A 25096-nucleotide genomic window follows, 5' to 3' on the forward strand; every position below is an offset into this window, starting at 1 on the left:
GCCGATGGTGCAGAAAATCGTCACGGCCAACGGTATCGCGATCAATTGCGAGGATCGCGGTCCGGCGGATGCCACGCCGATCCTTTTCGTCAACGGCTACACCTCGACCCTGATGAGCTGGCCCGAGGAGCTGATGGAGGGACTTCGCGCCGAAGGCTTCCGCGTCATCCGCTACGACAATCGCGATGTCGGCAAGTCGCAGAAATTTTCCGGCCTGCCGAAGATCGCTGATGTCATTGCGGCGGTGCGGGCGGGCAAAAAGCCCGACATGCCCTATAGGCTTGCCGATATGGCGGCCGACGGCATCGGCGTGCTCGATGCGCTCGGCATCGGGCGGGCCCACATCATGGGCATCTCGATGGGCGGCATGATCGTGCAGCGCATGGCGATCCATCATCCCGAGCGGCTGACCTCCGTCACCTCGATCATGTCCTCGACCGGCAATCCCGATCTGCCGGGGGCCAGCGACGACGCCCTGAAAGCCTTGCAGGCGCAGCCGCCGTCCGAGGAGCGCGAAGACGTGATCCGTCACCGCATGAAGGGACGGCGCGTCTATCAGAGCCCGGCATATCCGAAAACCGATGACGACCTCTACGCCCTGGTCGCGCGCGAATACGACCACATGTATTACCCCGAAGGCGGCATCCGCCAATATGCGGCGATCATGGGCGACGGCTCACGCGTCGAGGCGCTGAGGAAGGTGCGCGTGCCGTTCCTGGTCATTCACGGCAAGGCCGATCCGCTGGTGCCGCATGCCGGCGGCGAAGACACGGCCAAATCGGTGCCGGGCGCGAAACTCGTCTCGATCGACGGCATGGGCCACGACCTCCCCGTCGAACTCTGCGCGCAATATGTCGACCTCATCGCCACCCATGCCCGCGCGGCCGAACGCCAGCAGGCGGCGGAGTAGGGAAGGCCCCTCACCCTTCCCAACGATGCGGCTTCGCCGCATCGCCGGGCCCCTTCCCTCTCCCCAGCGGGGAGAGGGAGGGAGCGGGCGTCAGCCCGCGGAAGGGTGAGGGGGCTTCCCCTCAAACCTCCGCCGAGCCGCCATCGACAGGAATGGTCGCACCCGTCGTGGTCCAGCTAGTCCCGCCCTCCGATGGCTTTGACGGCGGCAGTCGAATGATTCATTCTGAAACCGATTCGCGGCTTTCCGGCCGTGGGAGGCATACATGGCGGAGTCATCGATCGAGTGGACCGACGCGACCTGGAATCCCGTTGCTGGCTGTACGATTCTGTCGCCCGGATGCACGAATTGCTATGCGATGAGAATGGCGGCGCGGCTTGAGGCCATGGGAACGCCGAAATATACCGGACTCACGAGGCGATCAGGCGGACGTGCGGTTTGGACCGGCAAAGTCAGGCTCGACAAGACCGGGCTTGAACTTCCGTTGAAGTGGAAAAAGCCGCGCATGGTCTTCGTCAATTCCATGTCGGACCTTTTTCAGGAGAAAGTGCCGTTTACTTTCATCGAAGCGGTTTGGGATGTGATGGCCCGCTCTCACTGGCACACGTTTCAGATTCTCACCAAACGACCTGATCGCATGGCAGAGCTGACACAGAAGCTTGGCGTCCTCCCGAATGTGTGGCTTGGAACAAGCGTCGAGAATGTGGAGTACGCACATCGACTCGATAGCCTGCGCGCGTCGAAAGCAGCGATACGGTTTGTCTCGTTTGAGCCCTTGCTCGGGTCCGTCGAGGGCGCCGATTTGTCCGATATCGACTGGGCCATCGTCGGCGGTGAATCCGGTCCGAAGGCGCGCCCGATGGATAAGGCGTGGGTCGAAGAGATACGGTCTGAATGCCGGCGAAAAGGCACGGCCTTTTTCTTCAAGCAATGGGGCGGAAAGAACAAGGCGAAGACCGGGCGGGAACTCGACGGTCGCACTTGGGACGAGTTTCCTGATAGACGGGAAGTGCCTACCTTCGTCGCTATTTAGAGGATGTCCGATGGTGGACGAATCTGATTCCGAAGGAAAATATGAAATAGATGAAGATGGCCTGCCCCGCGAAATCGTGGGTCCATGGGTCAAAGATAAGCATGCTCGGTTGGAGAAGTATGTCGGGATTAGTCGGTCGGTCCGAGCGATGTTCTCGCGACCTGGTGGCGCAGGAGCCTCCTTTATAGACCTATTCTCCGGGCCGGGACGCGTTCGGATTCGCGACGAACAAGAGAGCCGCGACGGTGGTGCGCTGGTAGCTTGGCATGAAGCGGTCAACGGCGGCGCACGTTTCACCCAGGTTCATGTCGCCGATGTGAATCCGGCATTTGCGGACGCCGTGGAACTTCGACTCATAAGAGATGGAGCGCCCGCACTCAAGCAAGTGGGGGAAGCAGCGGACGTCGTTGATGCCGTTGTCAAAAAGCTCAATCGCTACGCTCTTCACTTTGCATTTCTCGATCCGTATGCGTTGAAAGCGCTCCCATTTGACATCATTCGCAAGTTGGCCTCGCTTCAGCGAATGGACATATTGGTACATGTCAGCATCCAGGATTTGCAGCGAAACCTAAGGCGCTACATTGGGCAAGAGGGCTCTCCGCTAGATTCTTTTGCGCCGGGATGGCGACAGCATGTAGATGTTTCTCGGTCTGACGATTTGGTTCGCGCGAAGTTTCTTGAGCACTGGAGAAATCTTTTAAAAGCCGAGGGCATGTCTACAACTGAAACTGCGGAGCTTGTCGTAGGGACGAAGAATCAGCGTTTGTACCTGCTGGCATTCGCTGCCAGACATGATCGAGCATTGGAGTTTTGGGAGAAAATCAGACACCTCGACGGGAATCAGCAAGGAACGTTGCTTTGATTTTTCTGTTAGTTGAAATGTTATCTACCCCTCAAACCTCCGCCGAGCCGCCATCGACCGGAATGGTCGCGCCCGTCGTGTAAGCGGAAGCGCGCGAGGCGAGGAAGATCGCCACACCCGCCGCGTCTTCCGGGGTGCCGATGCGGCCGAGCGGATTGCCGGCCTTGATCGCGTCGCCGAAGCTTTCCAGCGTCGCCTTCATCATCTGGCTCGGGAAGGGCCCGGGCGCGATCGCGTTGACCAGGATGTGTTCGCGCGCCAGGCGCTTGGCCAGATGCCGGGTCAGCATGATGCAGCCCGCCTTCGAGGCCGAATAGGCATAGGTCTCGAGTTCGGGCGGCGTGATGCCGTTGACCGAGGCCGTGTTGATGATGCGGGCCGGGTTTTCCGCGCTGGCGGACGCGCGCAGCAGCGGCAGCATCGCCTGGGTCAGGAAGAACACGCCCTTCAGGTTGATGTTCATCACCTTGTCCCAGCCGCTTTCGGAATACTCGTCGATCGGCTCGCCCCAGGCCGCGCCCGCATTGTTGATCAGCACGTCGAGCTTCTTTTCGCGCTTCGAAAGTTCGGCCGCGATGCCCTTGATGCCGTCCGTGGTGCCGAGATCGAAAGGCAGCGAAATGCAGGTGCCTTTCTTCGACAGTTCTTCCGCCAGTTCGTTGCAGGCCTGCGCCTTGCGCGCGGTGATATAGACTTTCGCGCCGTTCTCGACAAAGCCGGTCGCGATCATTTCGCCGATGCCGCGCGAGCCGCCGGTCACGAGCACCGTCTTGCCTTCGACGCTGAAGAGATTTTTCATCCGAGTTTCCCCCGTTGAGATTTCAATGGCCGGGAAGCTAGCGGACGCAGGGGAAATGGGCAATCCCGGCGCAGAGGCAAGAAAGGGAAGGGGTTCACGCGGAGGCGCGGCCTGTCCTCCGAAGCTGCAAAGCAGCGTAGGAGGAAGGCGCGGAGAAGAGAAGGTTTTGCACGCGAAGACGCGAAGAAGGAAGAAAGAAAGGTTTTGCACGCAGAGGCGCAGAGACGCAGAGGCGCCGCATCTGCGGCAAGGCACTGCGCCACCTCAACCGGATGCAGAGGCGGAGCCGCAGCGAAGAAAGAGAAGGTTTTCTGGCGCTTCGCGCCGGAAGACTCTTCGCGCCGAAGGCGCAATCATCGAAACGATGGGGGCATAACCGGGGCCACACATTCGGCCCCTCTGCGTCTCTGCGCCTCTGCGTGAACCCCTTCTTCTTCGCGTCTTCGCGTCTTCGCGTGAATCCTTCTTTCTTCCTCCTCCGCGCCTCCGCGCCTCCGCGTGCAAAATCTTCCTTCCCTTCCTTCCTTCCTTCCAAACAAAAAGGGCGCCCCGCGGGACGCCCTTTCCGTATTCAACAAACGAAGCCTCAGAAGGCGGCTGCGTCGAGGGCCATGTAGCCGTCGGCGCCCTGCTTGGCGCGTTCGAGCCAGCTCGCCGTCATCGGGATTTCGCGTTCCATCCAGTAACGCGCCAGCACCAGCTTGCGCTCGTAGAACTCCTTGTTGCCTTCGCCGGCTTTCAGTTTCGCCAAAGCGATCTTCGCCATCTGCGCCCACATCCAGCCGAGCGCCACGGTGCCGAAGATGTTCAGCATGTCGTAGGAGGCGGCACCCGCATTGTCGTAATTCTTCGGCGCGTTCTCCATCAGCCAGCCGGCCGCTTCGCCGAGGCGCTTGTAGCCCGCGCGGAGCGGTTCCACATAAGGTTTCATCTCGGCGTCGCCTTCGTTTTCCTTGATGAAGGCTTCGAGCTTGGCAAAGAAAGTCATCGTCGCGCGTCCGCCCTTGGCCGTCATCTTGCGGCCGACAAGATCGAGCGCCTGGATGCCGTTGGCGCCTTCATAGACCTGGTTGATGCGCGCATCGCGTACGAACTGTTCCATGCCGTGGTCGCGCACATAGCCATGGCCGCCGAAGACCTGCATCGAATCGTTGGCCGCCTGGAAGCCCTTGTCGGTGAAGAAGGCCTTGATCACCGGCGTCATCAGCTGCGCCAGATCGGCCGCTTCCTCGCGTTCCTTCTCGTCCTTGCCGAAGACCTGCAGCGTGAACAGCATCGACACATACATGGCGAGCGCGCGCGCGCCCTCGACGAAGCTCCGCGACGAAATCAGCAGGCGGCGCACATCCGGGAACACCATGATCGGGTCGGCCGCCTGATCGGGGTTCTTGGCGCCGGTCAGCGCGCGGCCGGCGATGCGCTCATTCGCATAGGCGACGCCGTTCTGATAGGCCACCTCGCCGATCGCGATGCCCTGGATGCCGACGCCCATGCGGGCGCCGTTCATCATCCCGAACATGCCGGCCATGCCGGCCGATTTCGATTTCACGACCTCGCCGGTCTCGGTCTTCTTTTCGGCCGGGCGTCCGCCGAGGCGATAGGCGACGGCCTCGTCGAAATTCAGCACAGCGGTTGCATTGCCCTTGATGCCCATTTTCTTTTCGATCGAGCCGCAGGAAACGCCGTTGCGACCCTTGATCTCGCCGGTCTCCTTGTCGACCAGCATCTTCGGCACCATGAAGAAATTGACCGTCGAGAGATCGTTGGCGAGCTTGCCGTCCGCGTCCGGCACCTTGGCGATCACCATATGGATGATGTTGTCGGTCATGTCGTGGTCGCCACCGGAAATGAAGATCTTGGTGCCGGTGATGCGGTAGGTGCCGTCTTCCTGCTCGACCGCTTTCGTCTTCATCAGCTTCAGGTCGGTGCCGCAATGCGGCTCCGTCAGGCACATGGTGCCGGTCCATTCGCCGGAGATCATCTTCTTGGCGACATGCTCCTTCATCCACGGTTCGCCGGTCGCCCAGAGCGCCGAATAGGCTGCGGTCGTCAGGCCCGGATACATGGTGAAAGCCTGGTTGGCCGACATGCCCATTTCGGTGAAGGCGAAAGTGATGACCGAGGGCAGGCCGGCGCCGCCGGCTTCCTCCGGCGCGCCCAGGCGGTTCCAGCCATCGGCGCAGAATTTCTCGAAAGCTTCCTTGAAGCCGGGCGGCGTGCGCACGACGCCGTTTTCGAGCACGCAGCCATGCTCGTCGCCGACCTGGTTCAAGGGCTGCAGAACCTCCTCGCAGAATTTCGCCCCGCCTTCGAGGATCGCCGCCGTCATGTCGGGCGTCAGATCGCCGAAGCCCGGCACGTCGCCGCGCTTGTCGATTTCAAGAAGCTCGTGAAACAGAAACAGGAAATCTTCCACGGGGGCCTTGTAGCTCGGCATCGGGGGCTCCTTCGATTTACATAATTGTCAGCAGGCGCGGCGGAATATGGCCGAGCCTCGCCCATTTGTCGAGCATGACGCAAGGGCAGGCGGCATCCTGCCGCGCCGCGCTCAACCGGCTTTGTATACGCGGCAAAAACCGGCGCGGATTTGCGGGCGCCATGCGCGGAGTGCGACTCCGCAAGCTGCGGTTTCACGCGGCGCAAAACACACCCAAAGGTGTCATTCCGGCGAAAGCCGGAATCCATGGGCCTTACGGCGCATTCGGGCGCTGCCATCCCCACCTCGTCATTGCCGGACTTGATCCGGCAATCCAGAAGCCGCGCAGCGGCGTCTCTCTTCGCAAGGACTCAAGTGAAAATGCAATATGCGCAGGAGAAACCTCCCTCCGCATTCACTTGCCAGAGAATCTCATGCGAAGTCCGCGCGTCGCCTATGCCCTACCTGATGCCGAGACTCGCAGGTGAAAAATCTATGCCCCCGCTTGCGTGGCAGGTCGCCCAGGGCATCTGTCCCAATGCGTGATGCAATCCCATAAACGGCAGTGTCGCGATCGGCGGTGCCTTGCGGATCATCACATTCTCGGCGATCACGCTTCCGCTCCCGACGTCGAACAGAACCACCTTGTCGTAGCGCATGTTCGGAAATTTCCGCTCCCGCTCGTGCCTCACGCCATAGGCCGATGCCAGCGCGGATGCCGGTTCCCTTTTGGCGCATGCATGCGGTCGGGGCTTGTCGTGATCCTTCAGGACCAGCTCGGGGCCGTCACAACCGTAGGGGCCGGGCGGAACGACGGAGAAGCGCCAGACATAAACATGGCGCCAGTTGTCGTTCCGACCGGGTGCGTATTGTTCGACGAAGTCGAAAGCGCCTGTTGCCAGCGCGGTTGTGCAATTGCGGAGGCATACGTCATATCTACCCGGTGAATGCGGCAGGTCGGCATCGTGCGGCACCACCAATATGCTGTCGAGGTCGCCCGGGTGCTGGCCATAGATCTGCAATCCCGCGTCGCGGTTGCACTGTCTGAAAAAATACAATTCTTCAATCTCGGCCAAAGCGGCCATCACGACCGGCACGGCAAGGAAACCCGCCAGCGTCCAGAGAACGACCTTGCGCGGTGGACGTCGCCTGACCGCGATGATGAGAAGTGGAAGGCCGACAAGGAGCAGATAGACCGGGAACCACAGGAGCGGCAGCAAGCGCAGATTCGAACCCTGGATAACGATGTCCTGTTCCAAGATTATCGTCCCCCCATCCCGATATCGCCCGCACCGATTATGTCCGCAGGCGGAGCGCCAAGGCAAACCGCGCCGCCGCCTCTTTGCGGAGCCGCTCTCCGCGTTTGCCGCGGCCCCGGCCGTTCCCACACGCCATTCCCGAACCTCCCGCCACCCCACCTGTAAACGCACCTTTAATGCCCGCTGCAGCAAACTATCTACCTCTTTGCGGGCAGCGCGGGCGCGTGCCCCGGCGCGGCTCCGGGGACCCGGGAAACGGGAGAGCGGCATGAGCAGTTTCGACCCTTCGCCCCTTGACGACGACAGGCCGGTGCCACCGTCTTCGGCCGTTCATGCCGAATATTGGGGCGCTGCGGCCACGCTGCGGCCGCATCTCACGGCGGCGGGGCCGCGCGCCGTTCTCGACTATTGGGAGACGCTCAGGGGCCCGCGCCGCTTTCCCGCCCGCGCCGGTTTCGATCCGATGGCGGTGCGTAAATATCTCCCCAACATCTTCATGCTCGAGGCGACGGATGATGGCGGCTGGCGCTACCGCGTCGTCGGCTCGATCGTTTCCGATTTTTTCGGCGTCGGCAATCCGGCGGGCAAGACGCCCGAAGATATTTTTGGCGCCAATGCCGAAGGCGCGCTCGGCCCCTTGCGCATCTGCAGTGGCCAACGCGCGCCCTATATGCACACGGCGTCGGCGAGCTGGATCTATCAGGATCGCAACTATGTCTATTACGAAGTCGTCGTGCTCCCCCTCGGCGAAAGCGACGACAAGGTCGACAAGGTCCTCTGCTGCGCCGAATTCGTCAGCGCGGAAGAGGCCGCCCGCGCCTGATGCGGGTCAGGCTTTCGGCTGGCCGAACTCCAGCCCCATCACGGCCATATCCACGCGCTCGCCGTCGCTCGCCAGCGGCAGGATCAGCGTCTCGAACGCCACATGGTCCTTGTCGAGCCAGAAGAGCCGGCCCGAAAAGGCCAGCGGTTCGCGCGTCGCCAGAAGCTCGGTCATCAGCGTCACCGTCGCCTCGATCGCCGGCGGCGTGAACAGTTCGCGCATGCGCTTGCCGGTGCGTTCGGCGCCCATGACCTCGACAATGCGCGTGCCGACCAGCCGGTAGCGCCAGTCGAGCGGGTCGCGCAGAATGTCGAGCAGCGCGATATGCGGCAGCAGGCGCGGAATCTCGACCGGGTCGATGTCCCTGCGCGCCGGCAGCGTGCCGTGCCGCCGCTTGTCCTGCCAGTAGCGATGGAGCGCCGCCAGATTGCCGTGCAGCCGCGACAGGTCGGCGACCGGCCGGAACTCCGTCAGATTGTCGAACAAGGCATCACTCCCGCTGCATCGCCCCCGGTCCGCCGGATCGCATCAGCGGCGGAGGGGTTCCCGTGTCGACGCTAATCGCCCTTGCTTGGCTCCGTCCAGCGGTTTTTGCGGAGCGGTGCTCCGCACTCGACCGGGACAACATCTTTCCGTCAGCTGAAGACCGGCATGCGCCTTCAACCTTCTCTTAACGCCCCCCGGTCACGATGAATGTCAGGCCGGTATCGGGCCCGGGAGGAAACGCATCATGCACGGCATGCTGTCCGCATCGCAGACGCTGTCGGCCGTCATCGCCGAACATGCCGGCGCGCCGGACGAGATCCGTCCACATCTCACCGGCGCGGCGCTGCCGGCGGCGCTCCATTATTGGGAAAGCCTGCGCGGTGCGCGCCGCTTTCCGGCGCGTTCCGATTTCGATCCGATGGCGCTACGCCAGCACCTGCCCGTCATCTATCTGATGGAGGCGACGCCTGAAGGCGAATTCCGCTATCGCGTCGTCGGCGAGATGATTTCCGAGTTCTTCGGCACCGGCAGTCCGGTCGGCCGCACGCCGCAAGATGTCTTCGGCGCCACGGCCGAGGTGGCGCTGGCGCCCTATCGCCTGGTCTGCCAACGCGGCTGCCTCTACACGCACACGGCCTCGGCCGCCTGGCTCTACAAGAACCGCAACTATGTTCACTACCGGGTGCTGCTGCTGCCGATGGGCAAGAGCGAGGCCCGTGTCGACCGCATTCTCGGTGTCGTCGAATTCGTTGCCGAAGAGGCGGCCCGGGGCGACTGAAGGCGCCGTCAGCGGCAGCCCGGCTGCTTCCCGAGGCCGTCCGCGCCCTCCGCGGCGAAGGGAAAATCCTCCGTCCCCGGAAGGCCACGCGCCTTCATCGACCACACCGTCCACAAATCCTGCAAGGGTTCGTCGATCAGGCCGGCTGCCATCACGACGCAGCGGGCGCGCTGGCGCGCCGGCGTCAGCCGCGCAAAGGGGATCGCCGTGCGGTCGCCGCGGACGGCCGCCCGCATCATCGCCCGGCTGGCGTCGAGCCGCGCGGCAAGGTCGCCGGCGCGGATCGCGGCTGCCGCCCGGTCGGCCTCCACGCCGAGCGCTGCGCGGGCCTCTGCCATCGCGGCGCGGGTCCCGGCCAGTTCGGCCATCGCGGCGGCATGGTCGGCGCGGCTCATGCCGGCAGCCTCGGCGCCGCCCGGCCAGATCGTCAGTAGAAGGATCAATATCGCCGCGCTGCCCGCAACTCTCATCGTCCGGTCCCTTGTCTGCCCGCGTCCCCTCGCGGTGCCAGTGTACGCCCCAATGTACGCCCGGATGCACCTCCCGGCGCCCTGGCGCGGGCGTGTGGCGGCCGGGTTACAGCGCAGCGCTGCGCTGTCGCCTTCGGGCAACAGCCGGGCCGGGTGTCCCGCGCCTGCAGCTTCGCCGCGAAACGGGGATAAAGCGGGTTATCCCCGGGGGATATCCCGGCGCCGAGGCGGTTTATGACAGATTTATGACAGTTCCGTGACAGAGGGGGGTCTGCGCTGTCACAAACCGCTGTCGCGGTTCACCGGCGAACAGGGGCTGGCCCATCGGCGAACCGCAATCGGCACTGGCCGGAGGCCCGGGCGTGCTTATGATGCGGCCATCGCCATTGACCCGTTTGCGGAGTTTTTGCCCCATGACCGAGCTTGCCAGCGACATTGCCGCGCCCGATTTCAAGGATGAACTCGGCGCTTCCCTCGGCATCGTCCGTACCCTGTATATGAACGCCGAGCAAGGCCGCGCCGCCATCGAATGCGAGGCGCAGATGCGCATGTGCCATTCGGGCGGCGTCGTGCAAGGCGGTTTCGTTACCGGCTGGATCGATGCGGCGATGGCGCGTGCGGCCATGGCTGTGAGCGAATTCAAGTTCACGCCGATGTCGCTTGAAATCAAGATCAGCTTCTTCCGTCCCGCCGCGCCGGGGCTTCTCGTTGCCACCGGCTGGGTCGAACGGCGCGGCCGCTCCACGATCTTCCTCGAAGGCGATCTGCGCGACGCCGCCGGCGAAATTCTCGCCAAGGGTTCCTCCACCGTGCGTCTGCTGCCGCGCATCGACGCCTGAGGGAATATCCGTAAACGGATTATCCTGCGCGCGACGCGATTCGTCCGCGCGCGTAAGGGGGAAAGTATTCTTGCACCTGCTGTTGCATTCCAGTCACGCCGCGGTGGAAAGCGGGCATCGCCGGGTGCGCCTCTCTTCGCGTGCCGTCCCGAAAATGCTTGTGTTGCTGCGCTATTTTTCGAATTGTGGCGGCAATCGGGCAGGTTGCGCAGCAGCGGAAACTGTTGCTTAAAATGTCACAGGCGGTCATCTTCCGCTTGGCTCCGGGGGGCGCTCGTCGAAATAAAAGCGAGGCTCATGCCATGACGAAACTGACTTACACTCTTTGCGCCGCTGCCCTCTCGCTCGGCCTTGCCGGCTTTGCTACGGCGGCTTCGGCGCAGCAATCGCACAGTCCCGACAACGTCTACAACAAGACCGAATTCAAGACCGGCCTCTATGTCGGTGGCGGTCTCGGTTGGGGCTGGTCTGACCAAAGCGACGACTGGAGCTGGAAGGGTCTCGCCGGCTGGCGTCTCAACCAGTATGTCGCCGTGCAGGGCTTCTATGCCGATCTCGGCGATCACGGCGCGCCCGGCATCATCGGCGAGACCGGTGTCGATACCTACGGCGTCGAGCTTGTCGGTTCCTTTCCGTTGAGCAATGTGCTCGCGCTTTACGGCAAGGGCGGCGTGCATCAGTACAAGATCGATACCCGCAACACGAGCTGGCTCGGCGGCGCCGGTGCGGAATATTCGCTGGGCAACGGCCTGTCGTTGCGCGGCGAGTGGACGCATTACGATCTCGATCCGATCAGCAGCGACGATTTCACCGTGCAGATCGTCTACGGCTTCTGATCCGTTTCCGTTCGGCTTGTCGCCCTCTCCCTTTGCGGGGGGAGGGCGATTTGCTTTCTAGCTGTTGGTGTAGTCCGGTCTGCGCTTGCCGAGAAAGGCCGCGATGCCTTCGCGGAAGTCGTTGGTCTGTGCGCAGAGGATCTGGTTGCGGTCTTCCATTGCGACAGCGGCTTCGAGGCTGCCGGCATCGACCGACATGTTGAGACATTCCTTGGTCAGTCGCAGGCCGAGCGGCGATGTCGTCAGCATCTCCTCGATATAGGGCGCGGCGGCCTCGGCAAGCCTTTCGTCCGCCACCACCTCCGAGACAAGCCCCACGCGTTCGGCGCGCGCCGCGTCGATGAAGCGGCCGGTCATCATCAGTTCGGACGCCACCGACACGCCGACCAGACGCGGCAGGAAATAGCTGACGCCGATATCGCAAGCCGACAGGCCGATGCGAATGAAAGCCGCGTTCATGCGCGCGCTCGTGCCGGCGATGCGGATGTCGGATGCCAGCGCCAGCGCGAAGCCGCCGCCGCAGGCCGGTCCGTGGATGAGGCTGATAATCGGCTGCGGGCAGCGCCGCATGCGCATCACGATTTCGCTGATCCGCCGTTGCGACACAAGGCCCGCTTGCGGACTGCCGGTCGCGCCGGTGTCCGGCCGGTTCGAGCGTTCCTTGAGGTCGAGCCCGGCGCAGAAGGCGCGGCCGGCGCCCTTGAGCACGACGACGCGCACGGCGTGGTCGGTATAGAGCTTGCCGAAATAGTCCTGTAACTCGTCGACAAGTGCGGGGTTCATCGCGTTCAGCGCGTCCGGGCGGTTCATCGTCACCCAGTCGACGCTTCCCTGCTTTTCGACGATCAATGTCTTGTAGGCGGTCATGACGGCCTCTCCTCCTCGCACGGTTCTGTTCGGGGGAAGCCTATACAGGCCGTGTGCGCGCGCAACTGACGCAAGGGCGCACAAAAGAAACGGGACCGGCTCAGCCGATGATCGCTTCCATTTCCTGCTGGATCGCCAGCGGCAGATCGAGCCAGCGCAGCGCCAGCACGCCGTTGCCTTCGCGGCGCATCACTTCGGCGGTGAAGGCCAGGCGGCGCTTGTCGCCGGCCCAGTGCAAATGGCCGCTCAATATGCCGCCAACTTCCACCTCGCCCGCAAAGCCTTCGATGCAGGCGCCGCCGGCCGACCAGTCGCGCGTCCGGTGTCCGTAGCCGCCGAGCTCGATGATCAGCAGCGGCGCGTCCATGCGCGCTGAAAGGCGCATCTCGGGCCCGTCCGTGCCGCCGCGCAGATGATCGAGCAATCGCGAGAAAAAGGACATCGGGTTCGCCGGGTCGCCGTGACTTCGGGCATTGTGGGCGCGCGCGGTTGCGTTGGCAACTGGCAGTTCCGCGACGAGCGGATGACAGCGGCCAGCGCTTCGGGAAAAAGCTTGCGGTCGGTTGTTCCGCCGCCGCATGGCGCCTGCGTCACGCGCCGGCGGCGGATTGCATCGGTCTCCGGTCTTCGTCTTTCGGTTGTGTGCTGCGCCACATAGATTGGTGTGCTGACGAATACCGGGATTATCCAATTTTGTGTAATATCTGGCGGGTCTTAGGCGTTGCCGGGGGAATTTGGGCGCGCCAGATGGTTTCTCGTGAAACGGCCCGGCGCGCCACATAGATTGGGCATCGCGCGCCAGATGGAAATCGGGTCGATCCCCAAGTGCATCAATGACTTAACTACAAAAAGCGCCGCCGAGGAAATCGGTCGGAAAGGCGCGAACTCCGAAACGGCGTTCGGAGTTTGAAACGGCGGAAAACAGCTATTCCCGAGCGGCCGAGGCGTCGGAACTCCGAAGCGGAAACAGGCGAAGTTGTGGGCTACCTGACGTCGTCCAAGACCTTGCTGGAGACGTATAGCGGCACCGAGCCGCCGCCGGCATAGACCCTGATCTTGGACGTGAAGAGGCCCCGCTCGATTACCGAGAACTCCTGGCCCGGCTTGAGCACGACACAACTCAGATTGTCGAGCAGCGCCTGGCCCTGCCGCGTATCCCGCTTGCGCCCCGCCTCATGAATTTCGTCCAGCGCCGGCTTTGTCAGGCAGGCGAAGTGGGTGCCATTCAGTGTCCCTGCGGCGACACCCGCCGGGGTCAACAGCGTCGCCAAAACCGCCAGCGCGCCGATATGCATTTTCATGCCTTCCTCCTCAGGTGCGGCCGGCCTTCCAGACTACCCGGCCGATGATGAAAAGCGAGTCCAGGTCGGCACGGCGCAGCGACTGCAGCACGGTTCCCGCCGCGTCGAGCACCTCGACATCGCCATTGACGCGCATCCGCAATTGTTTCACGAGAAGCAAATTGCCGGCCGAGAAAATGTAGACGCCGTCGCCGCGGAATTTCGGCTCGCCGGTGTCGACCAGAAGGATATCGCCGTCCTCGATCACCGGCGCCATGCTGTCGCCGCGCGCCTCGATCAGAAAGAGGTTTGCCGGGCCGGTGCGAAGCTCGCGATGGAGCCATGCCCGGCTGAAGGCCACCGGCAAAGCCGTCGGGTGATCGGTCGGAAAATAGCCGGCGCCGGCCGCCACGATTGCGTCGTAGCGCGGAATGTAAACCAAGTCGTCCGGCCCGGCGGTTGACGGGGGTGCGTCGGATAGCATCTCCCCGCCGCCGGTCAGCAACCAATTGATGTTGATCCCCTCGAGCGCGAGCTTGGAGAGAACCCCTGAATTCGGCGCCTCGCCCCTCGTTTCGTAGCCATTCCAGGTGTTCGGTGAGACGCCAACTCGATGCGCCATCGCACGCTGAGAAAGGCCGAAGTGCTTGCGCATGGCAGCTAAGCGCTCGGTGATGCTCACGGGCGGGGGTTCTTCCCACGATATAGGTCCTTACTGACGCAACCAATCGCACAACAGAACCCAATTCGCTAGCCGATTTGACTAGCCTTATCAATAACTTGTGTGAAATGTGGTTAATGTACAGATTTTTCGATTGTCAGTAGTCGAAAAATTTGGATATGTTCAAACTTATGAACACAACCGTTCGAGAAATCGATATACCCACCGACCCGCGCGAGCGCGCGATCTGGGTTTTAGGACAATTGAAGCTGAGGGGCGAGTCGTTCTCCGCCCTTTCAAAGTCGCACGGGAAAAGCCGGAACTGGGCCCGGCAGGCCATGTTCCAAGCCAGCGCCGAGGCCGAGCGGGCGATAGCCACCGCGATCGACCTGACCCCTCGAGATCTCTTTCCCGAACGTTATGACGCGTCGGGGCGGCGCCTGCACCAGGTGCGATGGGCCGCCGCATGAGCGCGCCGCAAGCCGTCATGTTCGGGACCGATGCGCAGCTTCGCAAGCGTGCGCTCGGGTTGACATGGCCGTCGCACGGGCCGCGTCGCCGCGCGCCCAACTTCTGGGGCGATCTCGAAGTGCGCGGGTTTCTCGCCGCGACGCATCGACAGATGACACTCGATGAGGCGCGCGCCGCGATCGCGGAGCGTTTCGGCGCCGCTCGCGTGCCGTCGCGCTCGGCAGTCAACCGCTTCTGGCTGGTTCTCGACCAGCAAGGGGCCGCCGCATGAACAGGGGGGCAGCACCCGACAATCTGAACGAGGCGCAGCACACCTACTACCGCGAGCTCGTCAAAGAGGCGCTCGGCCGCCGCGCAGCGACCGAAGCGCGGCAGCGAGCGATCTCGTTGTTTCCGCGTAGCGGACCTTCTCGAACTGAGGGGGAAGATCGGTGAGCCGCAACTCGATCATATGTGCCATGCGCTCCGCGAGGCCGGGGCTTGCCGCATCCATCACCGCCATGCAGGCGACGAGCGCGTCGCGCAACGCTGTGATTTCGCCTTGCATTGCATACAGGTCTATCCGTCCTTCATGCATCTCTCTTCTCCGACTCAGGTGTTGCAGGCTGAGTATAGGAGAAGGCGCGGCCGGGCGTTTCACAGCCCGCGCCCGGCCGCGTGTCTTCGTGCGAGAGGTGCGCGCATGAAGTGCTTGTGGTTCAGCGCGCAGGAGCTGGCCGGATTGGGCTTGCCGGCAATCGCCGGCACCGAACGCGGGGTTCAACTGCAGGCCACGCGCGAAGGCTGGCAGTCGCGGCCGCGCGAGGGGCGCGGCGGCGGGCGGGAATACCACCTCACCTCATTGCCGGAAGCGGCGCGGATCGAGCTCGCGCTGCGCGCCATCACCAGAACGCCACCGGCCGACCGTTCCTCCCCGGCCGAAGGGCACACAGTTTCAGCGGGCCAGCCGCCCACGCCGGCCGGGCCCGACGCTCTCCCGTCCCAAGGCGATGTACCCCACCGCCGCGCTCGCGCCACGGGTGCGGACGGGAGAGACGGTTCGCGAAGCCTCGCGCCACGCGGCCGAGCTTCGACGCGCGCCGCCGCCCGGCTCGTCATCGTCAATCAACTCGCGACCTTCCGCGAAGAGGGCGGGCTCTCGGCGGTCTGTGCGCGCTCGGCTTTCAGCGGCCTCTTCAACGCCGGTGCAATACCCATTGAAGGGTGGGTGAAAGCGGAGGTCGGAAAGCTTTCTGTCACGTCGCTCGCGCGGTGGCAGGCGCAGCTCGCGCGCGAAGGCGCGGCGCGGCTCGCCGGGAAGTACGGCACGCGGAAAGGCAAAGGGCAGATCGAAGGCGATGTGCAGCTTCGGGATTTCTGCATCGCCATGATGGCGATGCGGCCGCATCTCAACGCCGGCCAGCTCGTCCAGTCGATCGGCGCACGCTTCGGCCGCGCGATACCGAAGCGCACCGTGCAGCGCTTCATGGCGACCGCGCGCGAGACCTATGCCGAAGCCTTCCTGATGGCGCGCAATCCGGATGCCTGGAAGAACAAGCATCTCGTCGCCTTCGGCTCGCTCTCCGAAGCGCTGAGCGCGCCGAACGAAGTTTGGGAACTCGACGCGTCGCCTGCCGACATCATGTGTCTCGATCCCGAGGCCGAGAAGGGCAAGCGGCGCTACCACCTGATCGCCGCCCTCGACGTCTGGCCGCGACGCGCCAAGGTGCTGGTCAGCGAAGTGCCGAAATCGACGGCAACGCTCGCTCTATGCCGCCGTTCCATTCTCGACTGGGGCGTGCCGAGGAAGATCAAAACCGACAACGGCAAGGATTTCATATCAGCGCATGTGGGTTATGCGCTCGGCTCGCTGATGATCGAGCACAAGCCATGCGCGCCCTTCACACCGGAGGGCAAGCCGCATGTCGAACGCTTCTTCCACACGCTGCAGCACGACTTCATCTCGCTCTTGCCGGGCTTCGTCGGCCACAATGTCGCCGACCGCAAGGGGATCGAGGCGCGCCGCGCCTTTTCCGATCGCCTCGGTGAGAGCGACAACATTATCGCGGTCGAACTGACGGCCGCCGACCTTCAGGCGAAGATCGACGAGTGGATCGAGCACGTCTATCACCGCCGGCCGCATTCCGAACTCAAGACATCGCCGATGCTGAAGGCCGCATCGTGGAGCGGCGAAGTCGCGCGCATCGAGGACGAGCGCGCGCTCGACGTGCTGCTCGCCGAGGCGCCGGACGCAGATGGCGGCCGGACGGTCGGCAAGAAGGGCATTCGGGCCGAGAACACGATTTTCATCGCGCCGGAGCTTGGCGCGCATGTCGGTGCGCGCGTCATCGTGCGGCTCGATCCCACGGACATGGGCCGCATCATCGTCTACGACCTCGACAACAATTTCATTTGCGTCGCCGAAGCGCCTGAGCGCACCGGCATCAGCCGCGAAGAAGTCGCGCGCGCCGCCAAGCTTGTGCAGCGCGAGGACCGGAAAGCCACGCGCGCCTATCTCAAGGACCTCGAACGCGAACACAAACCACACCGGATCGCCGACGAGATCGTCGCCGCCGCGCGCGCCGACAAGGTCGTCATGCTGCCGCATCGCGGGACCACCTACACGACGCCCGCGCTCGATGCCGCCGGCGACGCCGCGCGCGCTCTCGACAATCCGATGCCACATATGCCGGCACGCGCCGGCGGTGCCGAGCCGGGGGCCGAAACGCACGAGGCTCTGGTGCTGCGGATGCCCGAGCGCGAGGCGCATGCCGCGCGGCTTTCCGACGACTGGCTCTGGTTCCAGTGGGCGCGCGAGAACTTCAACGAGCTCAACGACATCCAGCGCGAGAACTATCACGCGCTCGAAAACGACGAGGTCATCCAGATACGCCTGCAGGCGGAGAGGAACGCGACCGCGTAGAGGCCAACCGCGACTGAGGGAGACAGTACATGCGGCATGAATTTCTGATCGACACCAAGAACGTCTCGCGCTTTCTCACGGGCGTAAAACGCGTCCAGGAGAGCGGCGCGCCGGAAGCCTGCTGGCAGCTTTGCCAGGGCGAGCCCGGCTACGGCAAGACCGCAACGCTCGAATGGCATGCGACGCAGGGGCGGCATGTCTATCTGCGGGCGAAGAGCTCGTGGACGCTCCGCTCGATGTATCAGGAGTTGACGCTCGCGGTCGGCCACCAGCCGCATGGCAAGAACAGCGATATGTTTCATACCATCCTCGGTGCGCTGGCCGGCACCGGACAGAAAGTCCTTGTCGATGAAGTGCAGCACGCGATGCACGACATTCGCCTGATCGAGACGCTGCGCGACATTTCAGACATGACGCTGACGCCGATCATCATCGGCGGCCATTCCGGGCTCAGCGCGCGGCTGCGCCGCTACCCGCAGATCTTTTCACGCCTTTCCGACGTCACCGAGTTCGGCCCGGCCACCGAAGCCGACGTTCGGAAGATGTGCGACGCGCTGGCGGAAAGCGCAAAGAACGAGCCGCTGGCCTTCGAGAACGACCTCGTCGCCGAGATCACACGCCGCACGCAAGGCTGCCTGCGCGACGTCAAGAAGGCGATCGCCAATGCCGAGCGGGTCGCGCGCAAGGCCGGCCGCGCGTCAATCGCGCTTGCGGATGTGCCGGTCGAGCTGCTGACCAGCGACGGCCAGCCAAGCGGGACGGGGCGGCGCAAATGAGAAAGCTCAAGCCGCGCAAACAAGCGCCCGGCGCGCAATCGAAAGTTCTGGCGGCGCTGGCGGCGGGCCGCGTCTGCCTGACGCTCGACGATCTCGACGCCGCACTCGATGTCGAGCGCAAGGACATCACGACGGCGGTCAGCCGCCTCATCACGGCGAAGTATGTGCGCCGCGCCGACCGGGGCTGCTACGAGGCAACGCCCGAGGGGCGACGCGCGCACGCAGAAGGCTATCGGATGGGGCCGCAAGGCCCGCTAACCGGCCAGCGCGCGCCGCTGAAGGACACGCTGCGGCACCGCGTCTGGCTGTCGATGCGGATGAAGCGGCGCTTCACCCTCGCGGAGCTGCTGGAGAACGCCTGCAACGGCAGCGAAAAGAACCCCTATGCGAATGTCCAGGCCTATGTGTGGGCGCTCGCCCGCGCCGGCTATCTGCGCGAGCTCGGGGAACGCGCCCAGGGCACGGCGCCCGAGTCCAATGGCTACAAGCAATGGCTGCTCCTGAATGACAGCGGATTGCTGCCGCCGATCGTGCGGCCGCGCTCGGTCTATGACGCCAACACGCGCGAAGAGATTTCATTCGGCGAGGTGCGGTCATGAACCCGCATCGCATCAAGGCCGAGAAGGCATGGGGCGCACCTCTGACTGACTGGCTCGACGTTCTGGTCGAGGAATGCGCGAAGTCGAGCCAGAACAGGGTCGGCAAGAAGCTGCAGGTGTCGTCGACCGTGGTCAGCCGCGTCATCGGCAACACCTATGAAGGCGACGTCGAAAAATTCGCCGACCGCGTGCGCGGCACCTATCTCGCCGCCACCGTGATCTGCCCCGTGCTCGGCGAGATCGGGCGCCAGCGCTGTGTCGCCGAGCAGGGCAAGAAGCTCACCTTCGAAAACCCGCAGCGCCCCCGCCTCTATCAGGCCTGCCGTGGCGGGTGCCCCAACTCACGCCTGGGAGATGGCAAATGATCGCGAACGATCTTCGCAGCGTCATGGCGTCGATGCGCGCCTATTCGGACGGGAAGCCGGTGCCGGCAAAGACGATGCAGCTCTTCGTCGAGCGGCTGGAGGAAATCGCCGAGCGCGTCGACCGGTTCGAGCGCATGCCGGTGCCGGCCGCTTTCCGGCTCACTGATCAAAGCGAGGACGAGAGGCTGGTGTTCATCCGCGCGCACGAGCGCATGAAGCCGCGCCTGGCCCGATCGGACAATGGAGGAGATGCAGCATGAGCCCGAAGCCGCAGCCCATCCCGCTTGCCGATGACGGTTTGCCGAAGGTCGACATCATCGAGCTCGCGACTGCGGTGCTTCATCCCGGCGCCGGCCCGCGCAAGCAGACGATGGTCTCGACCCGCGAAGTCCGCGCGATGGCGGAAGCGATCATCGGCTTCAACGGCGCGCTCACCGAGGCCGCGCGGCTGGTTCACCTGGTCGACGCGCTCGGCGCAGCGAAGCCGCTGGCGCGGCAGATCGTCAAAAGCGAAACCGAAACCAGCCTCGCCCTGCTCGCCGTGCGGCTGCAGGACCTTGGCTACATGGAGGAGGTGGCGGATGCAAAGGATTGAAAAGGTATTCGCGGACCTGTGCCGCGGCGCGGACATCCGGGCGCGTTTCGGCGCCGGCGTCATGCGGTTTCGCGAGAGCTGGTGGGCGTGGCGCGGGCGGCGCATCGAGGCGCGCGAAGAGCGCCGCGCCGCCGCCGAAGAGCGCCGCGCGCTTGAGCGGAAATTCACCCTATCGAACGGCATCGCGATGCCGGCCAACAGAAGGAACCTCGGACGATGAGCAACGACTTCGAAGACGAAAACGCCGTCGCCGGCGACCATTCCGCGATGCATGGCGTCAAGCTGGTGAACGGCGAGCCGCATATGACGGATGCGAAGGGAAGGCTGACGCCGCTCTCGCTCGTCAAGGCGCAAGACCAGCTCCGCGACCACATGGTGCGAAAGCTCGTGTTCCATGCCGACGCGCTCAATGCGCAGATTGCGCGCTTCCGTGCGCATTGCTTCGACGACATCAACAGCTTCATCGACCTGCTGAAGCAGGAATACGGCGTCGTCGAAGGCGGCAGCGCCAAGGGCAACATGACCTTCACCAGCTATGACGGCTGTCTGCAGGTCAAGGTCGCGATCGCCGACCAGATCGTGTTCGGCGCGGAGCTCCAGGTCGCCAAGCAACTGATCGACGCGTGCATCGTCGAGTGGTCGGCCGGATCGAACGATCATATCCGCGCGCTGGTCGATCATGCTTTCGAGCCGCAGAAGGAAGGCCAGGTCAATCGCGAGGCGCTGTTCCGGCTGCGCCAGCTCGACATCGACGATCCGCGCTGGCGCCGCGCCGTCGACGCCATCAACGACGCGATCCGCGTCGTCGGCTCGAAGCAATATATCCGCTTCTATCGGCGCGCCTCGCCTGAGGATCAGTTCGAGCATCTGTCGATCGACCTCGCCAAGGCGAAGCTGCCGGCGAAGGCGGAGGCGTGAGGCGATGGCAACGACGTTCTATTTCGTCCGGCGGTCGGGGCTGATCGAGCGCGGCCGCAAGGTTCCGGCCGGGGCGATCCCGCTCTTCCCTTCGTGTCGCGAACACACGCAGCGGGTCCAAGCGCGGGCCCGGCTCAGCCGCTCCGACAATCAAAGTCTCTTCGTGCCCGGCGTACCGGAAGCCGAGACGGCGGAAGAGGCGCTCGAAGCGGTCGAGGACTTCGTCAACTGGATCGTCAACGACCAGCCGCCGGGCCGGAAGAACGCGACCGTGGTGCTGGCATGAAGCTCGCCGTGAAACGTCAATCCGCACACGCCCGCCGCCGCGATGCAAGGCGGTGGGAGGAAATGGCGCGGCGGCTCGAACAGCAGGGCAAGCACGAGGCGGCCGAGGCGGCGCGCCAGCAGGCGCTACGGATCGAGGTCCAGAGGAGCACGGGGTTATGAGCAACAAGAAGGGAGCCGCCTGATGGCGCACAAGCAGGACAACATGGCGCATGCGCAGCTTCGCGGCTTCTTCGAGCGCATCGAACGGCTCAACGAGGAAATCGACGCGCTCAACAACGACAAGTCGCAAGTCTACGCCGAAGCGAAAGGCCAGGGCTTCGACGTCAAGATCATGCGGATCGTGCTGAGCCGCCGGCAGATGGAGCCCGCCGAAGTGCAGGAGCGCGACGCGCTGGTCGAGCTCTACGAAGACGCGCTTCGCGGCGGCGCGCGGGCGACCAACAAGAAGGCTGGCACGAAAAATGCTACGCGTGCGGGCGCAGGCGAGGCCGGAAAAGGCGGCGCGTCATGAGCGAGCCCGTCAATTCGCCCGCCACCAAATCCGAGCTCGCCGGCGCGCTCGACGATCTCCTCTGGCTGACACTCCCCATGCGCGAGACGCTGAAGGGCGATGCCCGCGCCAACTTCATGGCCGCATGGAAGCGGGCAGCCGACATGCTGCTGAAGGGCCATTGCAGCGCCCATGAAGACGCCCCGCAATCCGACCGGGCTGCCGCCGCGCAGATGTTCGCGCACGCCCTTGCCGCCTGCGCCGCGCTCGGCGTGCCGCCGCGCGATCTCGTGCCGCTGTTCAACCAGAAATCCGAGGAGGGCGCACGCCAGCAGCCGGGCATCGCGCTCGACGCCCTGACGCTGCTGGCGCGCTCGGCGCTGCGCACGGCGCGGCTGACCCTTTCGGCAAAGAAGGAGGACGCGGCGTGAGCGACCGGGAAGACACCGCTGCGGTGGCGGCACTTCGGAAAATCCTCGCAGCCTATGAGGACCCCGATATGAGCCACCTCGCCTTTCGCGTGCACGCCGCGCAGATCGCCGACGAGGCGCTCGGCGGCGCCTACAAGGCGGCGACGACGGACTTTCTTGCGTCGCTGACCGGCGCGGCATTGGCCGCGCGGCGCTGTCGCGTCTGCGGCTGCACGCAGAACAACGCCTGCATGACGGATGAGGGGCCCTGCTACTGGATCGAGAAAGATCTCTGCTCGGGCTGCCTCGACAGGGAGGATGTTCAATGACGAAGTTTCGGCAGTTCTACATCATCGAAGCGCCGAGCGGCTTACGCCTGCTCCATACGCTGCGGACAACCGAGAGCGAAGCGATCCTCTCGGCCGCGACCGACAATCGCATGTGGGCCAACCTGACGAGCTTCGGCTTCAGGGTTGTCGAAGTCACGGTCACAATCGACGACGGCGCCGACGATGCTCCTTCCGAGTGGAAGCTGATCGAGAAGCTGCGCGAAGAGGAAGGCGCAACCATCACCATCTGCTGCGACAACCCGGAAGGTCCGCCCTACGCCAAGGTCATCTGCTGCGCGGGTTGGACCGATTGGAAGGACGTCGAATGCACCGGCGACACCGTGCTCGTCGCACTTCGCGCGGCGCTCGTCGTCATGGAGGCGTGGAATGCAACCGCAGACTGACCATCGCAACCGGCTGATCCGGCTGGTCCATGTCGCCAAGCGCGATCGCGGGTTGAACGAAGACGCGTATCGCGACCTGCTGGAACGCGAGACGGGCAAGCGCTCTTGCGGCGCGATGACCACAGGTGAGCTCGACAAGGCGCTGGCGGCCCTGAAGCGGCAGGGCTTCAAGGTGAAGCGGTCGACGAAAGTTGTGTCGATCGAGAGGGGCACGTCGCCCCGCGCGCGCGTCGGCCAGAAAGCCTTTGCCACCGCGCTGTGGCTCGACCTCTGGCATCTCGGCGTGCTGCGCGACGCCAGCGACAAGGCACTCGACGCTTTCGTCGAGCGACAGACAGGCATCGCGCATCTCGCATGGCTCGGGCCGCAGCAGGCCTTCAGGGTAATCGAGGCGCTCAAGAGCTGGTGCGCGCGCGAGGGCTTCGACGTGCCGGAAATTGCCGATGACGACGCGGAGCCCGGCCTAGAAGCGAAGCGCGAACTCTGCCGCGCGATCTGGCGCAAGCTCGGCCGCTTCGACGCCCATCGCGAGGACTTCGCCATGGAGCTCGGCGATCCGCCCGCCAACCGCCTGGGCGCGACGGAGGCGGACAGCCTGGCGGCCGTCATGGGCTGCCGTCTGCGCGCCGCGATGGCCGAGGAGGGCGCGCTGTGACCGCGCGGCGCGGCACGTTCAAATCGGTCGATGCGGCGCCGTTGATCGCCGCGACCGACTTCCTGCGCGAGCACGACGCGCGTCTGGTCTCCGAGGGCTGGACGCGGAAGGACCGCGCGCGAGCACACATATGCCGCGACGGTTCGCTGTCGCTGCAGTTCTGCTGGACGCAGCGCGTCGAGGGCCGGACCAACAGCTTCACCGTTCACATGCGGAGGCACAGATGACCGATGTTGAGGAGTTTGCGACCACCGCCCTGCGCGGCGCGCGGCGGACCTTGTTGCGGCAGGGGCTGCGCGGGCTCGACCAGATATTTCGTCCGCAGCAAGCGCCCACCTTCAAGCCGCCGACGCCGCGCAACCGCGCGGTGCTTCTCGAGATCGACCATGCGATCGAGCGGGACTGCGGACTTTCCTTCGCGATGCTTCTCCCGCAATGCCGCGCCCGCCGTTTCTCCCGGCCGCGGATGCTGGCGATGTGGCTGGCGCGCCAGCACACCGATCTGTCGCTGCCGCAGATCGGGCGGCGGTGGGAGCGCGACCATACGACCGTGATCCACGCCTGCCAGAGCGTTGGCGCATGGCGCCACGAGGAGGCGCATTGGCGCGACCGGCTATGTCGCGAGGTCGCCGGACGCATCGAACTCTTCAGAGGCGCGGCATGACGCAGGGCTTTTCAATCGCGCAACAGATCGAGGAAGTCGAACGCGAGATCGAATTGCGGAAGCGCGTCTATGAGCGGATCGCCGCCTCGAAGCCGCGCGAGAAGTCTACGCTCGAATATCACATGGCGCGGATGCAGGCGGTGCTTGCGACGCTCCGCAAGCTGCAGGCGGGAGGCGCGTAGTGGAAGCGCAGCACTACCTGCCGCTGGTGCGGCTGCTGATGTCGCGCGGCGGGCTCGGCCCGATCCTGGCGGGCGAGCTCAATCATGTTCTGCGGAGCGATTTCGGATGCGGCCCCGCCGACATGATGATCGCCATTTTCGAGACGGTGAAATGGTACGCCGCGCTCGACAAGCCGCTGCCGGCCAATCCGTTCGGCCCGAGCGACACCTATCACGCGATCTGGAACGATGCCGCTGCGATGCCGGCCGGAGAAATGCCCCGCACATGGGAGGTGCCGCGCCCATGACAGACGCGCCCGCCCTTCCCGGCATCCTCGCCACCATCGCCGCCGTTGCCGGCGATGGCGCGGCGCGGCTGGTCGCCAAGGAATGGGGCGGGCGGCGGTTCTATCTGCCGAAGGAATTCCGGCCGACGCATCGCCTGGTCGAGCTGATGGGCGAGACGAAGGCGCGGAAAGTGTTCGAGGCGCTTGGCGGCGGCGCGCCGGTGCTGGTGCCGATGGGCGATGTCGCCGGCCCCGCGGCGCGCCGGCGCATCGTCGGCGAGCTGCTCGACAAGGGCGAGAGCCAGGCGAAGGCCGCGCAGGCCGCGGGCGTCCACACGCGCACGGTTGAGCGCGTGTCGCGGCGCAAGCGCAACGCGCGTCAGGGCGAGCTCTTCTAGCCGCCGTCCACCCCGACACTTGTCGGGATGTATGAATTTCGGGATTGACGCCAAGGTCGGGCCAG

Annotated in this window: 39 protein-coding genes; 29 read left to right on the forward strand and 10 right to left on the reverse strand. The window is 64.5% G+C overall.

Annotation, left to right across the window (positions count from 1 at the left end):
* The first annotated feature begins 4 nt into the window (after nt 1-4).
* The 3 genes from Q7V31_RS03465 to tcmP all read left to right on the forward strand — a co-directional run bounded on the left by Q7V31_RS03465 (nt 5) and on the right by tcmP (nt 2805).
* Nucleotides 5-910, forward strand: coding sequence for an alpha/beta fold hydrolase (locus Q7V31_RS03465; RefSeq protein ID WP_304732421.1), 906 nt, complete (start codon nt 5-7; stop codon nt 908-910).
* Nucleotides 911-1175: 265 nt separating this feature from the next.
* A complete protein-coding gene (locus tag Q7V31_RS03470) occupies nt 1176-1943 on the forward strand; it encodes a DUF5131 family protein (protein WP_304732422.1) in 768 nt (255 codons plus the stop codon).
* A 10-nt stretch (nt 1944-1953) separates the two neighbouring features.
* Complete coding sequence (gene tcmP / locus Q7V31_RS03475; protein WP_304732423.1) at nt 1954-2805, forward strand: three-Cys-motif partner protein TcmP; 852 nt, start codon at nt 1954-1956, stop codon at nt 2803-2805.
* A gap of 31 nt (nt 2806-2836) precedes the next feature.
* On the opposite strand, the gene Q7V31_RS03480 is transcribed toward tcmP, so the two are convergent.
* From Q7V31_RS03480 to Q7V31_RS03490, 3 genes are all read right to left on the reverse strand, one after another.
* Nucleotides 2837-3604, reverse strand: coding sequence for an SDR family oxidoreductase (locus Q7V31_RS03480; RefSeq protein WP_304732424.1), 768 nt, complete (start codon nt 3602-3604; stop codon nt 2837-2839).
* A 586-nt stretch (nt 3605-4190) separates the two neighbouring features.
* Nucleotides 4191-6041 (reverse strand): acyl-CoA dehydrogenase C-terminal domain-containing protein, encoded by a 1851-nt coding sequence (locus tag Q7V31_RS03485; RefSeq protein ID WP_304732425.1) that lies wholly within the window; start codon nt 6039-6041, stop codon nt 4191-4193.
* A 440-nt stretch (nt 6042-6481) separates the two neighbouring features.
* The gene (locus Q7V31_RS03490; protein WP_304732426.1) at nt 6482-7279 is read right to left on the reverse strand and encodes a hypothetical protein; all 798 of its coding nucleotides are present in this window, start codon (nt 7277-7279) and stop codon (nt 6482-6484) included.
* A 268-nt stretch (nt 7280-7547) separates the two neighbouring features.
* Here Q7V31_RS03490 and Q7V31_RS03495 point away from each other — a divergent pair, with 268 nt between their 5' ends.
* Nucleotides 7548-8102 carry a PAS domain-containing protein gene (locus Q7V31_RS03495; protein ID WP_304732427.1) on the forward strand — a complete coding sequence of 185 codons (555 nt, stop codon included), beginning with the start codon at nt 7548-7550 and terminating at the stop codon, nt 8100-8102.
* Between the two features lie 6 nt (nt 8103-8108).
* Here the strand turns inward: Q7V31_RS03495 and Q7V31_RS03500 are convergent, their stop codons facing one another.
* Nucleotides 8109-8588: a PAS domain-containing protein gene (locus tag Q7V31_RS03500; protein ID WP_304732428.1), complete on the reverse strand. Its 480-nt coding sequence runs from the start codon at nt 8586-8588 to the stop codon at nt 8109-8111.
* A gap of 244 nt (nt 8589-8832) precedes the next feature.
* Between Q7V31_RS03500 and Q7V31_RS03505 the strand changes: the two genes are divergently transcribed.
* Nucleotides 8833-9366 carry a PAS domain-containing protein gene (locus tag Q7V31_RS03505; protein WP_304732429.1) on the forward strand — a complete coding sequence of 178 codons (534 nt, stop codon included), beginning with the start codon at nt 8833-8835 and terminating at the stop codon, nt 9364-9366.
* A gap of 8 nt (nt 9367-9374) precedes the next feature.
* Here Q7V31_RS03505 and Q7V31_RS03510 read toward each other — a convergent pair whose 3' ends face one another.
* Nucleotides 9375-9836: a hypothetical protein gene (locus Q7V31_RS03510; protein WP_304732430.1), complete on the reverse strand. Its 462-nt coding sequence runs from the start codon at nt 9834-9836 to the stop codon at nt 9375-9377.
* A 413-nt stretch (nt 9837-10249) separates the two neighbouring features.
* Between Q7V31_RS03510 and Q7V31_RS03515 the strand changes: the two genes are divergently transcribed.
* On the forward strand, nt 10250-10675 hold the full coding sequence (locus Q7V31_RS03515; RefSeq protein ID WP_304732431.1) for a PaaI family thioesterase: 426 nt from the start codon (nt 10250-10252) through the stop codon (nt 10673-10675).
* A gap of 302 nt (nt 10676-10977) precedes the next feature.
* Nucleotides 10978-11511 carry a porin family protein gene (locus tag Q7V31_RS03520; RefSeq protein WP_304732432.1) on the forward strand — a complete coding sequence of 178 codons (534 nt, stop codon included), beginning with the start codon at nt 10978-10980 and terminating at the stop codon, nt 11509-11511.
* Between the two features lie 57 nt (nt 11512-11568).
* Here Q7V31_RS03520 and Q7V31_RS03525 read toward each other — a convergent pair whose 3' ends face one another.
* The 4 genes from Q7V31_RS03525 to Q7V31_RS03540 form a co-directional block, all read right to left on the reverse strand.
* Nucleotides 11569-12378 carry an enoyl-CoA hydratase/isomerase family protein gene (locus Q7V31_RS03525; RefSeq protein ID WP_304732433.1) on the reverse strand — a complete coding sequence of 270 codons (810 nt, stop codon included), beginning with the start codon at nt 12376-12378 and terminating at the stop codon, nt 11569-11571.
* Between the two features lie 100 nt (nt 12379-12478).
* Nucleotides 12479-12820 (reverse strand): PilZ domain-containing protein, encoded by a 342-nt coding sequence (locus Q7V31_RS03530; protein WP_304732434.1) that lies wholly within the window; start codon nt 12818-12820, stop codon nt 12479-12481.
* A gap of 541 nt (nt 12821-13361) precedes the next feature.
* Entirely contained in the window at nt 13362-13679 is a 318-nt protein-coding gene (locus tag Q7V31_RS03535) for a hypothetical protein (RefSeq protein ID WP_304732435.1), read from the reverse strand.
* 10 nt (nt 13680-13689) lie between these two features.
* Nucleotides 13690-14340: a helix-turn-helix transcriptional regulator gene (locus Q7V31_RS03540; protein WP_304732436.1), complete on the reverse strand. Its 651-nt coding sequence runs from the start codon at nt 14338-14340 to the stop codon at nt 13690-13692.
* Between the two features lie 170 nt (nt 14341-14510).
* Between Q7V31_RS03540 and Q7V31_RS03545 the strand changes: the two genes are divergently transcribed.
* Nucleotides 14511-14789 carry a helix-turn-helix domain-containing protein gene (locus Q7V31_RS03545; protein WP_304732437.1) on the forward strand — a complete coding sequence of 93 codons (279 nt, stop codon included), beginning with the start codon at nt 14511-14513 and terminating at the stop codon, nt 14787-14789.
* Complete coding sequence (locus Q7V31_RS03550; RefSeq protein ID WP_304732438.1) at nt 14786-15061, forward strand: hypothetical protein; 276 nt, start codon at nt 14786-14788, stop codon at nt 15059-15061. Before Q7V31_RS03545 ends, Q7V31_RS03550 begins: the two co-directional genes overlap by 4 nt.
* A gap of 60 nt (nt 15062-15121) precedes the next feature.
* Here the strand turns inward: Q7V31_RS03550 and Q7V31_RS03555 are convergent, their stop codons facing one another.
* Complete coding sequence (locus tag Q7V31_RS03555; RefSeq protein ID WP_304732439.1) at nt 15122-15337, reverse strand: hypothetical protein; 216 nt, start codon at nt 15335-15337, stop codon at nt 15122-15124.
* A 135-nt stretch (nt 15338-15472) separates the two neighbouring features.
* Here Q7V31_RS03555 and Q7V31_RS03560 point away from each other — a divergent pair, with 135 nt between their 5' ends.
* Genes Q7V31_RS03560 through Q7V31_RS03655 form a run of 20 tightly spaced genes read left to right on the forward strand, consistent with a single transcriptional unit; the run spans nt 15473 to nt 25031 of the window.
* On the forward strand, nt 15473-17692 hold the full coding sequence (locus Q7V31_RS03560; RefSeq protein WP_304732440.1) for a Mu transposase C-terminal domain-containing protein: 2220 nt from the start codon (nt 15473-15475) through the stop codon (nt 17690-17692).
* Between the two features lie 29 nt (nt 17693-17721).
* On the forward strand, nt 17722-18468 hold the full coding sequence (locus Q7V31_RS03565; protein WP_304732441.1) for an AAA family ATPase: 747 nt from the start codon (nt 17722-17724) through the stop codon (nt 18466-18468).
* Nucleotides 18465-19067 (forward strand): hypothetical protein, encoded by a 603-nt coding sequence (locus Q7V31_RS03570; RefSeq protein ID WP_304732442.1) that lies wholly within the window; start codon nt 18465-18467, stop codon nt 19065-19067. The genes Q7V31_RS03565 and Q7V31_RS03570 overlap by 4 nt, the downstream gene beginning before the upstream one ends.
* A complete protein-coding gene (locus tag Q7V31_RS03575) occupies nt 19064-19432 on the forward strand; it encodes a transcriptional regulator (protein ID WP_304732443.1) in 369 nt (122 codons plus the stop codon). The genes Q7V31_RS03570 and Q7V31_RS03575 overlap by 4 nt, the downstream gene beginning before the upstream one ends.
* Complete coding sequence (locus Q7V31_RS03580; protein ID WP_304732444.1) at nt 19429-19692, forward strand: hypothetical protein; 264 nt, start codon at nt 19429-19431, stop codon at nt 19690-19692. The genes Q7V31_RS03575 and Q7V31_RS03580 overlap by 4 nt, the downstream gene beginning before the upstream one ends.
* Complete coding sequence (locus tag Q7V31_RS03585; RefSeq protein ID WP_304732445.1) at nt 19689-20027, forward strand: hypothetical protein; 339 nt, start codon at nt 19689-19691, stop codon at nt 20025-20027. The genes Q7V31_RS03580 and Q7V31_RS03585 overlap by 4 nt, the downstream gene beginning before the upstream one ends.
* Nucleotides 20014-20247 carry a hypothetical protein gene (locus tag Q7V31_RS03590; protein ID WP_304732446.1) on the forward strand — a complete coding sequence of 78 codons (234 nt, stop codon included), beginning with the start codon at nt 20014-20016 and terminating at the stop codon, nt 20245-20247. The genes Q7V31_RS03585 and Q7V31_RS03590 overlap by 14 nt, the downstream gene beginning before the upstream one ends.
* A complete protein-coding gene (locus Q7V31_RS03595) occupies nt 20244-20945 on the forward strand; it encodes a DUF3164 family protein (protein ID WP_304732447.1) in 702 nt (233 codons plus the stop codon). Before Q7V31_RS03590 ends, Q7V31_RS03595 begins: the two co-directional genes overlap by 4 nt.
* A 4-nt stretch (nt 20946-20949) precedes the next feature.
* A complete protein-coding gene (locus Q7V31_RS03600; protein ID WP_304732448.1) occupies nt 20950-21231 on the forward strand; it encodes a hypothetical protein in 282 nt (93 codons plus the stop codon).
* A gap of 8 nt (nt 21232-21239) precedes the next feature.
* On the forward strand, nt 21240-21392 hold the full coding sequence (locus tag Q7V31_RS03605; protein WP_304732449.1) for a hypothetical protein: 153 nt from the start codon (nt 21240-21242) through the stop codon (nt 21390-21392).
* 22 nt (nt 21393-21414) lie between these two features.
* Entirely contained in the window at nt 21415-21744 is a 330-nt protein-coding gene (locus Q7V31_RS03610; RefSeq protein WP_304732450.1) for a DUF2312 domain-containing protein, read from the forward strand.
* Nucleotides 21741-22154, forward strand: a complete 414-nt coding sequence (locus Q7V31_RS03615; RefSeq protein WP_304732451.1) for a hypothetical protein — start codon at nt 21741-21743, stop codon at nt 22152-22154. Before Q7V31_RS03610 ends, Q7V31_RS03615 begins: the two co-directional genes overlap by 4 nt.
* A complete protein-coding gene (locus Q7V31_RS03620) occupies nt 22151-22462 on the forward strand; it encodes a hypothetical protein (protein ID WP_304732452.1) in 312 nt (103 codons plus the stop codon). Before Q7V31_RS03615 ends, Q7V31_RS03620 begins: the two co-directional genes overlap by 4 nt.
* The gene (locus Q7V31_RS03625; protein WP_304732453.1) at nt 22459-22866 is read left to right on the forward strand and encodes a hypothetical protein; all 408 of its coding nucleotides are present in this window, start codon (nt 22459-22461) and stop codon (nt 22864-22866) included. Before Q7V31_RS03620 ends, Q7V31_RS03625 begins: the two co-directional genes overlap by 4 nt.
* Nucleotides 22850-23521, forward strand: a complete 672-nt coding sequence (locus Q7V31_RS03630; protein ID WP_304732454.1) for a gp16 family protein — start codon at nt 22850-22852, stop codon at nt 23519-23521. The genes Q7V31_RS03625 and Q7V31_RS03630 overlap by 17 nt, the downstream gene beginning before the upstream one ends.
* The gene (locus Q7V31_RS03635; RefSeq protein WP_304732455.1) at nt 23518-23748 is read left to right on the forward strand and encodes a hypothetical protein; all 231 of its coding nucleotides are present in this window, start codon (nt 23518-23520) and stop codon (nt 23746-23748) included. The genes Q7V31_RS03630 and Q7V31_RS03635 overlap by 4 nt, the downstream gene beginning before the upstream one ends.
* Nucleotides 23745-24185 (forward strand): helix-turn-helix domain-containing protein, encoded by a 441-nt coding sequence (locus Q7V31_RS03640; protein ID WP_304732456.1) that lies wholly within the window; start codon nt 23745-23747, stop codon nt 24183-24185. Before Q7V31_RS03635 ends, Q7V31_RS03640 begins: the two co-directional genes overlap by 4 nt.
* On the forward strand, nt 24182-24367 hold the full coding sequence (locus Q7V31_RS03645) for a hypothetical protein (RefSeq protein WP_304732457.1): 186 nt from the start codon (nt 24182-24184) through the stop codon (nt 24365-24367). Before Q7V31_RS03640 ends, Q7V31_RS03645 begins: the two co-directional genes overlap by 4 nt.
* Nucleotides 24367-24654, forward strand: a complete 288-nt coding sequence (locus Q7V31_RS03650; protein ID WP_304732458.1) for a hypothetical protein — start codon at nt 24367-24369, stop codon at nt 24652-24654. The genes Q7V31_RS03645 and Q7V31_RS03650 overlap by 1 nt, the downstream gene beginning before the upstream one ends.
* Complete coding sequence (locus tag Q7V31_RS03655) at nt 24651-25031, forward strand: hypothetical protein (protein WP_304732459.1); 381 nt, start codon at nt 24651-24653, stop codon at nt 25029-25031. Before Q7V31_RS03650 ends, Q7V31_RS03655 begins: the two co-directional genes overlap by 4 nt.
* Nucleotides 25032-25096: the final 65 nt, after the last annotated feature.

Source organism: Parvibaculum sp., from assembly GCF_030651915.1.
Taxonomy (GTDB): Bacteria; Pseudomonadota; Alphaproteobacteria; order Parvibaculales; family Parvibaculaceae; genus Parvibaculum.